The sequence below is a fragment of the Halovalidus salilacus genome (genome assembly GCF_031852275.1).
GTDB lineage: Archaea > Halobacteriota > Halobacteria > Halobacteriales > Natrialbaceae > Halovalidus > Halovalidus salilacus.
This window is the reverse complement of record NZ_CP134700.1, coordinates 2,821,707-2,835,960: the sequence shown is the minus strand read 5'-3', so window position 1 is coordinate 2,835,960 and position 14,254 is coordinate 2,821,707. Positions and strand designations below refer to the sequence as shown.

Sequence of the window (14,254 nt, the reverse complement as noted above, 5' to 3'; positions counted from 1 at the left end):
TCGAATCGTCTCACCGATTGATTCAAGTGAAGTTGCGCTAATGAAACTCGTGTGGTTGTATCGTTCGATCTCTTCGGAACGCTCGTGGCGGTCGAGCGGCCGTCGGACCCGGCCGCCGCCGTTGCGGCCGAACTCGAGGCTCGCGACGTCGACGTCCCCGACGACTGGGCGGCGGCGTACGCGGAGGTGCACGTCGACGCGCCCGAAGGGGCCGAGGTCCCGCTCCCCGCCCACGTTGCACGCGCACTGGCGAGTAGGGGCGTCACGTACGACGGCAACGCCGTCCGCCGCGCGGTCGTCGCGGCGTTCGATCCGGTCGTCGAAACCCGCGCCGGCGCCCTCGAGGCGGTCGAGGCCGCCCGGGACCTGGGTCCGGTGGGGATCTGCTCGAACTGCAGCGTGCCGGAACTGGCCCGACGAACGCTGATCCGCTCGGACCTCTCCCGTCAATACTTCGACGTGATCGTCACGAGCGTCGGCTGCGGCTGGCGGAAGCCCGCCCCCGAGATCTTCGAGGTGACGGCCGAGCGACTCGGCGTCGAGCCGTCGGCCCTCGTCCACGTCGGCGACGATCCGCGGACCGACGCGGGCGTCGAAGCCGTCGGCGGAACGGCGCTGGTGCTCGAGGACGTCCCGCTCTCGTCGGTCCCCGACGCGCTCGCGGCGGAGTTCGAGAACCGACGATCCGACGCGGACGCGGGAGGCGGACCGTGAGCGCAGCGACCACGACGCTCGCGGCGATCGGACTGGCGTTCAGCCTCGATCTACTGATCGGCGAGCCCCCGACCGCGGCCCACCCCGTCGCGTGGTTCGGCCGACTGGTGGGCGCCGTCGACCGCGAGTGGCGCGCCGACGAGGGCCTCCAGCGGCTGGTCGGCCTCGTCGTCGCCCTCGTCCTCCCGCTCGTTCCCGCGGCGGCGGCCGGCGGGGCGGTCCTCGCCGCGGGCCGCCACTCGACGCTCGCGAGCGCCGTCGTCGCGTCGCTCGTCCTCTTCCTGACGGTGAGCCTCCGGATGCTGCTCGAGATGACCCGCGAGGTCGTCGACGCGACCGACGCCGACCTCGAGGCGGCCCGCGAGTCGGTGCGGGGACTGGTCGGCCGCGACACCGTCGACCTCTCGCCGGCGGAGATCCGCAGCGCGGCCGTCGAGAGCGCCGCGGAGAACCTCTCCGACGGCCTCGTCTCGACGCTACTCCCCTTCGCGCTCCTCGCGCCGGTCTCGCTGTCAGCGGCGGCCGCGGCCGCGGCGTGGGTCAAGGGCGTCAACACGCTGGATTCGATGCTCGGCTACCGAACGAAGCCGATCGGTACGGCGAGCGCCCGACTCGACGACGCCGTGATGTGGCTCCCCGCGCGGCTGACGGCCGCATCGATCGCGCTCGCGGCAGCCGACCCCCTCGCCGCGTGGCGCGCCCGCCGGTGGGCTCGGGTCCCGTCGTCGCCCAACTCGGGGTGGCCGATGGCGACGCTGGCCTGCGCGCTCTCGGTTCGCCTCCGGAAGCGGGACGCCTACGACCTGAATCCGGGGACCGACCTCCCCTCCGTCGCCGACGGCGAACGCGCGATCGAGATCGTCGGGCGCGCCGCCGCGGTCTCGGTCGCCGTCGCCGGACTCCTCGCGGTGGCGGTCGCCGACCGCGTCGATCCCCTCGCGATCCCGTCGATCGCGCTCTCGGGGGTGAGCCCCTGATGGCCGGTCGAGCCGTCCGGGCCGGTGACGAGGACGCCGATTCCTCGAGTCGGATCGCCGCGATCCGCGGCGCGCTCGGCTTTCTCACCAGGCTCCCCGTTTCCCACCGCGACGGCGACTGGGACGCGTTCCGCGCACGCCCCGTCGCGTTCCCGATCGTCGGCTACGTCGCGGGCGCGCTCGTAGCGGTCCCGTTCGTCGGAGCCGGCCTGCTCTCGACGTTCGCCGAAGGTTCGATTCCGGCGGCGACGGTCGCGCTGGGCTACCTCCTGACCGTCTACGCCGTGACCGGGGTCCACCACCTCGACGGCGTCGCGGACCTCGGCGACGCGCTCGTCGTCCACGGCGACGCGGCGCGCCGGCGCGAGGTGCTGAAGGACACGACGACCGGCGTCGGTGCGATTTCGTCCGTCTCGATCGTCGTCGCCGGCCTCGCCCTCGGCGGGTTCTCGCTCGCGGGACTGCCCGCCCTCGAGGCGGCCGGCGTCGCCGTCGCCGCGGAAGTCGGGGCGAAACTCGGGATGGCCGCGCTCGCCTGTTTCGGCTCGGCGGCGTACGACGGGATGGGGCGACGGATCACGAGCGCCGCCTCACCTCGGGGATTCGTCCTCCCCGCGCTCGTCGCCCTGCCCGCGACGGCGCTCACCTGGCCGAACCCGGCCGCGGCGGTCGCCCTCGCGGGTGCGATCGGCGGGATCTGTCTCCCCTGGACCTGGGCGAACCGCCGACTGGGCGGGCTCAGCGGCGATATCTTCGGCGCGGCGAACGAGATCGGCCGCGCGGCCGGCGTGCACGCGGGGGTGATCGCGTGGACGCTCTGGTGATGTGCGGCGGGAAGGGTACCCGCCTCGAGAGCGACCGCGAGAAGCCCCTCCACCCGGTCGGCGGCGTTCCGATGGTCGATTCCGTCCTCCGCGCGCTCGAGGGGAGCCGGATCGAGACGATCTACGCCGCCGTCTCGCCGAACGCCCCCGAGACGAGGATCCACCTCGAGCGAGCCGACTCCGTGACGACGGTCGAGACGCCCGGGGAGGGGTACGTGGCCGACCTCGTGACGGTCCTCGAGTCCGAGGACGGGGCGTCCCCATCGAGGCCGGTCCTGACCGTGGCGGCCGACCTGCCCCTCCTCGAGGCCCCCGTCGTCGACCGCGTGCTCGACCTGCACGAGCACGGTCGCGGCGGCCCCGGGAATCAGAACCGCGCGGCGTCCCGGACGATCTGCGTTCCGGCGACGCTGAAACGACGCCTCGGCGCGAGCGTCGATTCGCGACTCGAGTCCGAGGCCCACCTGGCGCCGACCGGGGTGAACGTGGTCGGCGACGCCGACGACACCATGACGAACGTGAGCTACGATCCCAGACTGGCGGTGAACGTGAACAGGCTCGAAGACGCGCGGCTCGCTGCGGAACTGCGAGCGACGATCCGCGGCGGGGACGAAAACGAGGACGGGGACGCGGACGCGGAGGTGACCGACGAGTGCGCGTGATCGTCCCCGCGGGCACCACCGAGACGGCCCTGATCGACGGTATCAGCGCCGCGGGCGCCGCCCCCGAACTGATGGAACACACGCCCTCGGCGGACGTCGAGATCGTCGCCTACGGCGAGCCGACGACGTCGCCGGTGACGCCGGTCAGCCCGAACGGCTGCCCGACGCCCGCCGCGGTCACCCGCGCCGTCCGCGAGGTCGTCGGCTTCGACCTGACCGTCGTCGACGCGGGCCTCGCCCAGCCGACCGGCGCCCCGACGGTCGACCTCGGCGTCTCCCCGGGCGCGGACGTTCGCGAATCGTCGGCCGTTCCGGACGCCGAAGCGATCTACGACCGCGCGCACGCCTTCGGTGCGAGCCTGCCCGACGACGAGGTGCTGATCGGCGAGACGGTGCCCGGCGGGACGACGACCGCGCTCGGCGTCCTCACCGCCCTCGGAGAACCCGTCGGCGTCTCCTCGTCGCTGCCCGACAACCCCGTCGAGCGAAAGCGCGCCGTCGTCGACGAGGCGCTCGAGGCGAGCGACCTCGCGCCGAGCGCGTGCGAGGGGCGACCGCTCGAGGCGATCCGCGCCGTCGGCGACCCGGTTCAACCGACGGTGATGGGGATCGCCGCGGGCGCGCTCGAGAGCGGCGCCGACGTGACGCTGGCCGGCGGGACGCAGATGGTGGCCGTCGCGGCGCTGCTGCGCCACGCCGGCGTCGACGCGCCGCTGACGATCGCGACCACGTCGTTCGTCGCCGAAGAACGGGGATCGGACCTCGAGGAGGCCTGCTGGCAGCTCGACTGCGAACTGGCCGTGACCGATCCGGGCTTCGATCCGGACCGTCACGTCGCGATGGAACGCTACTGCGCGGGCGTCGCGAAGGAGGGCGTCGCGATGGGCGGCGCGCTCTCGCTCGTCCCCGACGGCGAGATGGCCGCGGTGCGGGATCGCCTCGTCCGCGTCTGCGAGCGGCTGGGGGTCGAGTCCGACGGCCCCGCGGGTCCCGAGGTCGACGGCGAGTCGTCGCCCCCCGCCGACGGAGGTGAATCCCGGTAATGGACCCCGAGGCGGTTCGAGCGGCCGGCCGCGTCCCCCACGGCGGCGACTCCGACCCGGACGTCCTCGACTTCTCCGCGAACACGAACCCCCGGACCCCCGACGGCGTCGCCGAGGTCCACGCCGAGGCGCTCGAGGCGTCCCGCCGGTACCCCGACGGCGCCTACCCCGAGTTTCGGGGCGCGGCGGCGACGTACGTCGGCTGCGACCCCGAGCGCGTGATTCCGACCGCCGGCGGACTCGCGGCCATCCGACTCGGGATGGAGGTCACGCTCGAGCCCGGTGACCGGGCGCTCGTGCCGTACCCGAGTTTCGGTGAGTACGCCCGCGAGGTCGAACTGCAGGGCGCGGCCCCCGATTTCGTCCCGGTCGACGAGGCGCTCGAAGCTTCGAACGAGCGACTCGAGCGCTGCGCGCTCGCGATCGTCTGCACGCCGAACAACCCGACCGGCGAGGCGGCTGACCCGGACGCCCTCTCGGCGTTCGCCGACCGCTGTGCGGACGCCGGGACGACGCTGCTCGTCGACGAGGCGTTCCTCGATTACACCGACCTCCCCTCCGCCACCTCGCTTTCGGCGGAGAACGTGATCGTCGCCCGCTCGCTCACGAAGATATTCGGACTGCCCGGGCTCCGAGCCGGCTTCGCCGTCGCACGCGGGGAGCGCCTCGAGGCCCTCGAGACGGCTCGACCGACGTGGGGGCTGGGCCTTCCGGCGGCTCGCGTCGGCGCGCACTGCATGCGCAGCGAGGGGTTCGTCAGAGAGACGCGCGAAGAGGTCGTTCGAGAACGCGAGCGGATGCGCGAGGCGCTCGAGGGGGCGGGCTTCGAGGTTCGCCCCTCCGACGCGCCGTACCTCCTCTGCGACGTCGGCGATCGCCACGTCGAAGCCGTGATCGCACGGGCGCGCGAATCCGGCGTCGCGATCCGCGACGCCACCACTTTCAGGGGACTCGACTCGCACGTCCGCGTCGCCGTCAAGGATCGGGCGTCGAACGGTCGCCTGCTCGAGGCGCTCGCGGACCGTCCGGACGGCGGGGAGGCGTCGACGGATGGTTGAGCCCGACTCGAGTCCCGATTCCGACGGCGACGGGGGCGAGAACGGCTTCGCGGGCGTCCGCCGCGACGGCGTCCTCCGCGTCTCCCGCCCCGGCACCGAGTGGCTCTCGAGCGGCTGGAACGGCGGGCGGTGGGAGACCGACGCCGCGTACAACGTCACCGTTCCCGACGGGTGGGAGGAGACGGACCTCGAGGCGTACGTCACAGCGCGTCTCGAGCGAGCGGGCTTCGACGCGGCCGGCCCGGCGTTGTTCACGGGCGTCGACGTCGCCCACGCTCGCGGCGCCCGCTGCAGGTCGGTGACGGCGTTCGCCACGGCGGGGCTTTCGAACCCCGCCGCGCTGCCGACGGAGCCGTCGGGCGGCGATCTGCCGACCGAGGAGTCCGCTCCGGCGTCGGGAACGGTCAACCTGATCGTTGGAACCACCCGCGCGCTCGCCCCCGGCGCGCTGGCGAACCTCATCGCGGTCGCGGCGGAGGCGAAAGCGGCGACCCTCCTCGCCGAGACGGGGTTTCCCGGGACCACCTCGGACGCGATCGTCGCCGGCCACGATCCGACGGGCCGGCCGGCGGCGTTCTCCGGGAGCGCAACCCCCGTCGGTGCGGCCGCTCGAGCGTGCGTTCGCGAGGCCGTCCGGACGTCCCTTCGGTCACGATACGGGTCAGGTTCTCGAGGGACGGGTGACGCGGACGCTCCCGACGAACTCCCGACGTCGCTCGAGGACGCGACGTACGGCGTCTCGACCGACGTCGAGGCGACCGTCTTCCGCCCGCGAACGACGATCGATTGAGGGGCCGATACCGGTGACCGCACCCCCGTCGGTCCGACTCCCAGTTCGGACGATCGCACGCCCGTCGACCCGTCTGGCGAGTGGAATTTCGGCCCAAAAGCGTAAGTCGCCGACACGCTCAATTCGATTATATGTCACAACGAGTCGTTTGTCCGCACTGCTCCGAGAAGACCACCGTAGACATCGAGATGAAGGTTCTCAAGACCAGCGAGTACGTCGGATCGTTGACGAAGGGGTACAGCAGATCGGCGACCTGCGCGAAGTGTAAGGAAGACTTCAGCTGCAAGACCGAGTGGTAGGTCGCGCGCCCGTCACGGTACCGATCGGTCACCCGTTCGCTTCGCTCTCCCGTTCTCCCCTCCTCTCCGCTCGTTTCGAACGTTTAACCCGCCTCGAGCCGTACGGCCCCGCATGGTCGGGGACGATCGGGACCCGTCGACGATCCGCTCCCTCGCGGTCTCCGCCGGGGACGTCGTCGACGCATACGCGTACAATCGGGAAAACCCCGGGACGGCCGTGTTGCGCGTGACGCCGCCGTTCCACGGTCGCATGCGCGCCCGCCTCCACGTCTACCGCGTGGACGACTCGCGCATGACGGGCGCGATTCACGTCGATCCGGACGACCTCCTCGACGACGAGGTGACCCGTGCGTACCCCACCCTCGAGACTGCGCTCGACGACGCGTCGATCGACGCCGAGGAGACGGAGCGACTCCGACAGCGTCACTCCGCCGCCGTCGGCGAGTGGCGCGACCGCGCGCGCGAAGCCATCGTCGATACCGTCCCGCTCGAGGTGACCCACAGGGGGCCCGCGGGGTCCGAACCGGAAGGGGTGTCGTCGGAGGTGACGGCCGGGGGAACCGCCGCCGACGAACCGCACGTGGTCGAGGTCAAGCGACTCGGCTGAGGTCGACTCGACCCACACCTCTCGACGTCCGGATACGGCCCACCTCCACCCGCGCCGACGGTGCCGGCGCTCCTTCGATCCGCCTCCATCGATCCTGAGGGCCTCGAGCGGCCGTCGAACGGACACCGCCGCTCCGTCTCGTACTTTCACTTTCACCGCGGACGGGTCGGATTGACGTACCGTCACTCCAACCGATAGATATGGCACTGATCGTAGACGGGATCGACGACGAACGCACCGCCAGCACCGCGCGCGACGAACCGACGGTCGAGATCGGCGATCGACCCCACCGCATCGACGTCTCCGACCTCCCCGCCGACGGCATCGAGTCGTTCGTCCGATCGAACGTCACCACCGACCGCGTCTCGCTCGAGCACTGCGGCGGCCGAACCTACCTCGTCCTCGAGGAGTGAGGCGGGGTCGGGGCTCACCGGTCACCAGTTTCGCGGGACGTCGACCGGTCGACGCTCGAGGGCCGATTGACGGCGCTCGAGGCTCGACCGGCTGACGGCCCGCGTTCGGCGACGATCACCGGTCGCCGATTCGAGAGGGGGGTGGCCCTCGGAGATTTTTGTCACCCATCGAGGGACGATTTCGAACGACCGAGCGATTAGCGGGTTCGACGAGCGACCCGGGTCCGAACGACGACCGTTCTAGGAGCCGATCCGCCCGTCGCCGTCGTCTCGAGTCGACGACGAAGACGACGACGTCTCGACGTCGAACTCCGCGACCCGCGTCCTCGATAGCTGGGGAGCGAACGCGACGAACAGGAAGAACGCGGTGATCGCGACCAGCGCCAGGGCCACGACCAGTACGACGTGTTCCGGTCCGACGAAGGGCGGAACGAGGACCGTCGGATCGACGTCCAGTGAGACCGCGCTCGAGGTGAGTTCCGTCGTCGAAGCCATCACCCGAGCGTACCGTCTCGGCTGCCAACAAGCGTCGGCCACCATACCGTGGGTGTCTAAGTACCCGGTCCCGTCCGACCGTCGAGCGAGGCGGTCGGGAACCGTCCGCGGGTCCCGTTCCGCCCTCGTCGCGTCACTCCTCGGTGATTCGACTGCCGCCCGGCGGCAGGAAGTGCTGGATTTTATCGGGGCTGGCGATCTTGCGGACGAACGATTCGTCCGCGAACCGCTCGCGCAGGCGGCGGTAGATCCGCTTGGCGACGTCGCCCTGGGCGTACCGGCCCGGTTCGACCTCGAACGTCGTCACCGCCCGTCCCTCGACGGCACTCGGTGGGCCGCCGATCACGCGGGTCCACGGCTCGCACTGGATGCCGACTGCGACGCCCACCGGCGTATCGTCGTAGTAGGTTCGGTCACCGCGAATCGCGAATCCACCTTTCTCGAGGTACTCGCCGCTCTCGGGCGTCTTGGTCACCTGATCGGAGTCGACCATGTAGACGTCGCCCGCGTAGCGGCCGTCCTTCCAGACCGACGAGTAGGAGACGGCGAACTGGGCGGCCTCCTCGAGGCTCGAATCGGGGATCTCGATGTCCGGCGAGGAGGCCTCGCTCGGATCGGTCGCCTTGAGCACGGTGACGGGGCCGCCGTGGGCCTGCGTGTGGAACACCTTGTCGCCGCGCTCGAGGTACTTCTTCACCAGCTCCTCGTTCTGGTCGGCGTTGCGCCCGCCGATCACGAGGAAGCCGTCGCTCGTGTGGAACCAGCGGAACCGATCGAACCAGGGCTCGTTCTCCCGGATCGGCACCGAGGGTTCCGAGAGCCAGTCGCGCTCCTCGCCCTCGTCACCGTCGCCGCCCTCGTCGTCTGCCTCGCCGGCCTCCCACTCGTCCCGTCGCCGCTCGATCTCCTCGAGTTCCTCCCGGGTGTCCTCGATCGCCGCGAGGGCGCCCTCCTTCTTCGACTCGATCTCCTTCGCCTCGGTGTAGAGGCGGTCGGCGTTCCGCTCGACGCCGCTTCGAACGTCGAGATCGATCCGCTCGCCGTCGATCTCGACGGTGACCGCCCCCCGGCTGCCGTCGACGTCGATAACCGCCTCGGCGGCCTCGATGCCCCGCTCCTTGCCCTCCTCGAACCGGGCTTCGATCTCGTCCCACGGGCGGTCCTCCTCCCGGGCGCTCCGAACGGTCGAGAGGATCTCGTCGACGAGCCCGTAGTTCGCGTACAGCAACTCGGCCTTCTCGCGCTGGGCTTCGGCTCGCTCCTCGAACCCCTCGATCGCCCCCTGCTGCTGGTCGATGATCCGCTCGTGTTTCGCGATCCGCTCCTCGAAGTCCGGCCGCCCCTCGGTCGGGTCTGACGACTCCTCTTCGTCCAGTTCGAGCCGGAAGAAGTAGTCGTCGAGCGCCTCGAGGAACGTCTCGTACGGCTCGGCGGCGAGGTCGGCGCGCTCTTCGAGTGGAAACGGCGTGACGTCCACGACGCGGGCGTCGTCGACGGCCTCCCCCTCCTCGTCGTCGAGGTAGAGCCTGGGCTCGACGTTCCCGTTTCGAATATCGAGCGCGAGGCGTTCGATCGCCTCGTAGACCGCGTCGTACTCTGCCTCGGTCGCGTCCTCGATGTCGAGGGCCTTCTCGACGCCCGCGCGGGTGCAGATCTCCTCGGCGTAGAGGCCGCCGAAGTTGAGCTGCGTGGCGAGCGTCCGGACGACGTCCGTGTCCGAGGAGTCCATCTCGTGGTCGAACGCCTCCCGCGAGATCGACAGCGGGTTCGTCCGGGAACTCGGGAACTCGTAGCGCGAACCGGGGACGACGGTGCGGGACTTCAGCCGCACCGTCTCGAGGCAGTCGATCACCTCGTACTCGCCGTCGGTGACCGCGACGTTCCCCTGCCCGAACAGTTCGGCGATGATCCGCGTCGTACCGTCCTCGCGGTCGAAGACGAACTCGAGGATGCGGTCGAACTCGTACTGCTCGACGCCGACGAAGTCCGCGCCGGAGAGCCGGTTGCGCAGCATCATCGCGAACTGGGGCGGCCGGCCGGGGGCGTCGGGGACGCGCTCGGGCGAGACCGTGTGGGCGCGTTTCACCTCGCCCACCTCGACGAGCAACTCGAGGCGGCCGCGATCGAAGTCGCGCATCTTCAGCCGCACGAGGTCGTCGCCGTAGAGGTAGGCCTTGTCGACCTTCGCGCCCTCGTACGTCCCGAGTTCCCGGACGAGGGCCGCGAGGTCGACGCTGGTGAGTTCCCGTTTGGGATCGGCGGTCATACCTCTCACTGCCGGCCCCGGGAAAAAAGGCGTGTCGCTCCGGGGTTCGACGCCGCCGCGTCGGCGATCGGATCCCGTCCGCCGAGCGAACGGTGACCGAGGTTCGCCCCCTCGAGCGACTCGACGACCACTTTCGGTTCGCGGCCGAGGGTTATCCGATTCGCCGCTGAAGGTGGAGCAGGAACCGCGAGACGCGGTCCGCGAGAATCGGATACCATGCACCTCGACATCCTGGAGACGACGATCGAGATCGACGAGTCCTTCGTCGCGGAACCGCCTCGAGCGATCCGCGCGCAGATCGGAGCGTACGAGCGCGGCGAGCGCCGGACGTTCGATCTGACGGTCGACCTCCCGGACGGGGCGGTCGGCCGGACGATGGCGGCGATGGCCGAGATCCCCTACGGAGAGACGCGAACGTACGGGGACCTGGCCGCGGACCTCGGCACCGTCCCGGTCGCCGTGGGGCAGGCCTGCGCGCGAAACCCCGTGCCGCTGATCGTGCCCTGCCACCGCGTCGTCGGGAGCGACGGTTCGCTCAGGGGGTACTCGGCGGCCGACGGCGTCGCGACGAAGCGTCGGCTGCTCGACCTCGAGGCCCGGGTGCGGGGATCAGACTCGGAATCGGACCCGGAGGCCGTCCAAACCCGCCTGCCGACGGACCGCTGACGGGTCGAACGCCGCGGGTCCGTGTCGTTCGACGGGGGTGAGCGGACGTCCCCGGTCGCTCCCTCGCCGATCGGTTCGACGGCTCCTCGAACGTCCCTTGCGCGTCGTCGCTACGATTACGGTCACTCGCTCGCCTCGAGCGCCTCCGCCGGGTCGACGACCTCGTTCGTCTCCGGATAGACGCCCACCTGGTCGCACAGGTCGGCCATCGGGCACGCCTCGGGATCCTCGAGGCAGGCCGGCTTCCGCGCCTTACAGTACTCGCGGCCGAACTGGATCGTCGCCGTGTGCCCGAAGCCGCACTTCTCGGTCGGGACGTCCCGCTCGAGCACCCCCCGCACCGCCTCGTGGTCGGCGTCGGGCGGGGCGATGCCCGTGCGGCGGTAGATCCGGTGGACGTGCGTGTCCACTGGGAAGACGCCGCCTCGGCCGCCCGAGAACAGGAGGACGCAGTCGGCCGTCTTGGGGCCGACGCCGCGCACCTCGAGCAGCGTCTCCCGAACCGCCCCGGGATCCTCGCCCTTCACGAAGGCGTCGAAGGCGGCCGCGGAGCCGAACGCCTCGAGGGCCCACTCGGCGGTCTCGATGAGAACCTCCGACTTCTGGTTGTAGAGCCCGGCGGCGCTGATCGTCTCGGCGAGTTCGGTTCGATCCGCGGCGGCGAGCGACTCCGCGAGGTCGATCCCGTCCCCGTCGTACCGGGCGAGCAGCGCGTCGTGGGCCGGCTGACTCGCCACGTCGCTCGTGTTCTGGCTGAGGATCGTCCGCACGAGGCAGGTGAAGGCGTCCTGGCCGCCGTAAGTCTTGCGCCAGTACAGTTCGCCGAGTCGGTCGACGACCTCCTCGGCGCGCGTGTCGGCCGTCTCCGGATCGAACGTCGCCGCGACGCCGCCCCCGTCGGCGCCGCCGCTGATGTTGACGGCGGGTTCCGGGTCCTCCGCTGGGTCCGCGTCGGCGTCCTCGCTCATGGCTCGCCTCGAGGTTGGACGTCGGCGGCCAAAATCACATCGGGAGCGGTCGACGCACGTTCGCGAGTCGAAGCCCGACCGCTACGGCTCGACGACGATCGTCACCGTCGCCTCAGCGCCCGACCGCAGGGCCTCGACGAGATCCCGATCGAACCCCTCGGCCGCGAACTCGGCGCCGACCAGAACCGTCCGATCGTCGACGTAGTCGCTCGTCCGCCCCACCGCGCTGCGCTCGTCCGACAACTCGAGGTCCGGGTGGCCGCGTCCGGTCACCGACTCGAGGTGCCCGCCGGCCTCGATCGTGACCGAGATCGTCGCCGACTCGTCCTGGCAGGCGTCGACGAATTCGGGAGCGAAGTCCGCGGGCGCCCGATCGGCCTCGATCGCGAGAATGCAGTCGCCCGCGGGCGTGAGGTAGTCGTCGGTCGTCACCTCGAACGTGCTCCCGTGCTCGGCGCGCACGTTCTCGTGACCTCGAGCGCGGATGACCTCCTCGAGCCACTCGTCGCTTTCGGCGTCCTCGCCTTCGGGGTCCGACTCGCGGTCCGTCTCGCTCATACAATGGCGGTACGACCGCGCCCGGAAAACGGACTCGGTTCGGGGTTACCTCTTGAACTGTTTTTTCGACGGTCTCCATCGATTCGAAGCCCCCGAACGCCCTCCAGGATGTCTGCTTACCCCGTTGAGCGAACCCGTAGAGTTCTCGATGCTCGGAAGAGCGAAGCGCTCCTGGAGGGTCGCGCGTGCCTCGCTCCGTTCGGCCTGCCCTCCCAGCCACGTGGCGCGCGCTGGTAACGCGTCCGAGCGCATGGGAGGACGCGTTGCCGAAGTCGCGCGAGGGGCGAGTGAGCGAGTGAAACGAGCGAACGAGTCGGCTGGGGAGGGCGAGGCTTCGGGCGGGAATGAAAGGGGCCGGTGGGCTCGGGGAGCGGTGGCGGCCGGTAGCACCACAGGTGAGCGCCAGCGAACCGAGGAGCGCACGCCGACACGCGACTCGAGCGCATCGGGGGCTTTCACCGGGTTCTCGAGTCTCGAGTCCAGTCGTCGTTCAATACCGATCGGAAATCGGCTGGGAGCGTCAGTTAGTCGAACGGCGAACGAACCTTCAAACGAGGCTCGCGCCGTCGAACTCGCTGCGGCCGTAGTCGATCTCCATCAGGTCGAGGATGGTGGGGACGACGTCGAACAGGTTGGCGTCGTCGATGGTCGCGTCGGGGTCGTCGATGAACAGCGCGGTGTCGTCGAAGCTGTGCATGCCGTTTCGCGGGCCCACGTCGAAGACCTCCGAGTCGGCCTTGAAGCCCGACTTGAGATCGAAGCCGTGGTTCGGGATCGCCACCAGGTCGGGGGCGATGTCGTCGTGGTCGCCGCGGAAGGCCTCCTCCTTCTCGACGACGCGCTCGACGACCGGGGTGCCGTTCGGTCCCTCGAGTCCCTCGAGCATCGCCTTGAGTTCGTCGCGGACGTCGTCGTACTCCTCCTCGGGGACGGAGCCGCGGGGTTCCCGACCCTCGAGGTTGAGGTAGAAGCGGCCGGGGATGAACGAGTAGGCCTTGGTGTCGTCGGAGATGTCGCCGAGTTCCTCGGGGTCGTCGGTGCGGAAGGAGAGCCAGCCCTCCTCCGCGAGCCACTCGTTGAAGTGGACCTCGTAGTCGAGGCTGGTGAAGCCGTGGTCGGAGGCGACGATGAGCGTCACGTCGTCTGGGAGCGCGTCGCGGAGCCGTCCGACGTAGTCGTCGACCTTCTCGTAGAACTCGAAGAACTCCTCCTTGTAGTCGCCGTCGCGCTCGTAGTCCTTGAAGAGGAAGTGGTTGACCCGGTCGGTGGTCATGAAGACGCCGAAGAAGAGGTCCCAGTCGTCCTGCTCGATGTAGTGTTCGAAGGCCTCGAAGCGCGCGTCGACCGTCGCGTGGGCGTCCTCGATGAAGTCGGACTTGTCCTCCTCGTGGCCGAGTTTCGGGTTGACGTCGATCCGGTAGTTCATCGACTCGAGGGTGTCCCGGACGTCGTCGGGGTAGGCGGCCTTCTCGAGGTCGGGCGAGAGGAAGCCCGAGACCATCCGCTGGACGTTGCGCTGGGGCGGGAACGTGACGGGGACGTTCATCACGGTGGCCTTCCGGCCCTCCTCCTGGACGCGGTCCCAGACGCGCGTCGCCTGGACCTCCCGGCCCATGGGGACGTAGGTGTCGTAGGTGCCGACCTCGCGGTCCTGGAAGCCGTAGACGCCCGTTTCGCCGGGGTTGACGCCGGTCGTCAGCGACGGCCAGCAGGCGCTCGACTCCGGCGGGACGATGCTCGAGATCTCGCTCGACGTCCCCTCGTCGGCGAGGGCCGCGAAGTTCGGGAAGCGGTCTTCGTTCTCCGAGAGGAGACTGTACGGCACTCCGTCGACTCCGATGAACGCGACTCGAGGGCTACCATCGCCCCGAATGCGGTCGAACAGACCCATGGAGGGTCGTAGTTCGACCGGAT

Annotated in this window: 15 protein-coding genes; 10 read left to right on the top strand and 5 right to left on the bottom strand. The window is 70.3% G+C overall.

Annotation, left to right across the window (positions count from 1 at the left end; genetic code table 11):
• Window positions 1-51: 51 nt before the first annotated feature.
• From RJT68_RS13930 to RJT68_RS13890, 9 genes are all read left to right on the top strand, one after another.
• Window positions 52-714, top strand: a complete 663-nt coding sequence (locus RJT68_RS13930) for an HAD family hydrolase (RefSeq protein WP_407037164.1) — start codon at window positions 52-54, stop codon at window positions 712-714.
• The gene (cbiB, locus tag RJT68_RS13925) at window positions 711-1,691 is read left to right on the top strand and encodes an adenosylcobinamide-phosphate synthase CbiB (RefSeq protein ID WP_407037163.1); all 981 of its coding nucleotides are present in this window, start codon (window positions 711-713) and stop codon (window positions 1,689-1,691) included. Before RJT68_RS13930 ends, cbiB begins: the two co-directional genes overlap by 4 nt.
• The gene (cobS, locus tag RJT68_RS13920) at window positions 1,691-2,515 is read left to right on the top strand and encodes an adenosylcobinamide-GDP ribazoletransferase (protein WP_407037162.1); all 825 of its coding nucleotides are present in this window, start codon (window positions 1,691-1,693) and stop codon (window positions 2,513-2,515) included. Before cbiB ends, cobS begins: the two co-directional genes overlap by 1 nt.
• The gene (locus RJT68_RS13915; RefSeq protein WP_407040375.1) at window positions 2,515-3,177 is read left to right on the top strand and encodes an NTP transferase domain-containing protein; all 663 of its coding nucleotides are present in this window, start codon (window positions 2,515-2,517) and stop codon (window positions 3,175-3,177) included. Before cobS ends, RJT68_RS13915 begins: the two co-directional genes overlap by 1 nt.
• A complete protein-coding gene (cobT, locus tag RJT68_RS13910) occupies window positions 3,168-4,220 on the top strand; it encodes a nicotinate mononucleotide-dependent phosphoribosyltransferase CobT (RefSeq protein WP_407037161.1) in 1,053 nt (350 codons plus the stop codon). Before RJT68_RS13915 ends, cobT begins: the two co-directional genes overlap by 10 nt.
• On the top strand, window positions 4,220-5,278 hold the full coding sequence (gene cobD / locus RJT68_RS13905) for a threonine-phosphate decarboxylase CobD (protein WP_407037160.1): 1,059 nt from the start codon (window positions 4,220-4,222) through the stop codon (window positions 5,276-5,278). The genes cobT and cobD overlap by 1 nt, the downstream gene beginning before the upstream one ends.
• Window positions 5,271-6,068, top strand: coding sequence for an adenosylcobinamide amidohydrolase (locus RJT68_RS13900; protein ID WP_407037159.1), 798 nt, complete (start codon window positions 5,271-5,273; stop codon window positions 6,066-6,068). The genes cobD and RJT68_RS13900 overlap by 8 nt, the downstream gene beginning before the upstream one ends.
• A gap of 411 nt (window positions 6,069-6,479) precedes the next feature.
• Window positions 6,480-6,974 (top strand): hypothetical protein, encoded by a 495-nt coding sequence (locus tag RJT68_RS13895; protein WP_407037158.1) that lies wholly within the window; start codon window positions 6,480-6,482, stop codon window positions 6,972-6,974.
• Between the two features lie 200 nt (window positions 6,975-7,174).
• Window positions 7,175-7,387 carry a hypothetical protein gene (locus tag RJT68_RS13890; RefSeq protein ID WP_407037157.1) on the top strand — a complete coding sequence of 71 codons (213 nt, stop codon included), beginning with the start codon at window positions 7,175-7,177 and terminating at the stop codon, window positions 7,385-7,387.
• A gap of 240 nt (window positions 7,388-7,627) precedes the next feature.
• Here the strand turns inward: RJT68_RS13890 and RJT68_RS13885 are convergent, their stop codons facing one another.
• Both RJT68_RS13885 and rqcH read right to left on the bottom strand, forming a co-directional pair.
• Complete coding sequence (locus RJT68_RS13885; RefSeq protein WP_407037156.1) at window positions 7,628-7,882, bottom strand: hypothetical protein; 255 nt, start codon at window positions 7,880-7,882, stop codon at window positions 7,628-7,630.
• Window positions 7,883-8,015: 133 nt separating this feature from the next.
• Window positions 8,016-10,148: a ribosome rescue protein RqcH gene (rqcH, locus tag RJT68_RS13880; protein ID WP_407037155.1), complete on the bottom strand. Its 2,133-nt coding sequence runs from the start codon at window positions 10,146-10,148 to the stop codon at window positions 8,016-8,018.
• A 216-nt stretch (window positions 10,149-10,364) separates the two neighbouring features.
• Between rqcH and RJT68_RS13875 the strand changes: the two genes are divergently transcribed.
• Window positions 10,365-10,814, top strand: a complete 450-nt coding sequence (locus tag RJT68_RS13875) for a methylated-DNA--[protein]-cysteine S-methyltransferase (RefSeq protein WP_407037154.1) — start codon at window positions 10,365-10,367, stop codon at window positions 10,812-10,814.
• 122 nt (window positions 10,815-10,936) lie between these two features.
• Here the strand turns inward: RJT68_RS13875 and RJT68_RS13870 are convergent, their stop codons facing one another.
• From RJT68_RS13870 to RJT68_RS13860, 3 genes are all read right to left on the bottom strand, one after another.
• Entirely contained in the window at window positions 10,937-11,782 is an 846-nt protein-coding gene (locus RJT68_RS13870) for an endonuclease III domain-containing protein (RefSeq protein ID WP_407037153.1), read from the bottom strand.
• A gap of 81 nt (window positions 11,783-11,863) precedes the next feature.
• On the bottom strand, window positions 11,864-12,340 hold the full coding sequence (locus RJT68_RS13865) for a DUF371 domain-containing protein (RefSeq protein ID WP_407037152.1): 477 nt from the start codon (window positions 12,338-12,340) through the stop codon (window positions 11,864-11,866).
• Window positions 12,341-12,887: 547 nt separating this feature from the next.
• Window positions 12,888-14,231, bottom strand: a complete 1,344-nt coding sequence (locus tag RJT68_RS13860; RefSeq protein WP_407037151.1) for an alkaline phosphatase family protein — start codon at window positions 14,229-14,231, stop codon at window positions 12,888-12,890.
• Between the last annotated feature and the right edge of the window lie 23 nt (window positions 14,232-14,254).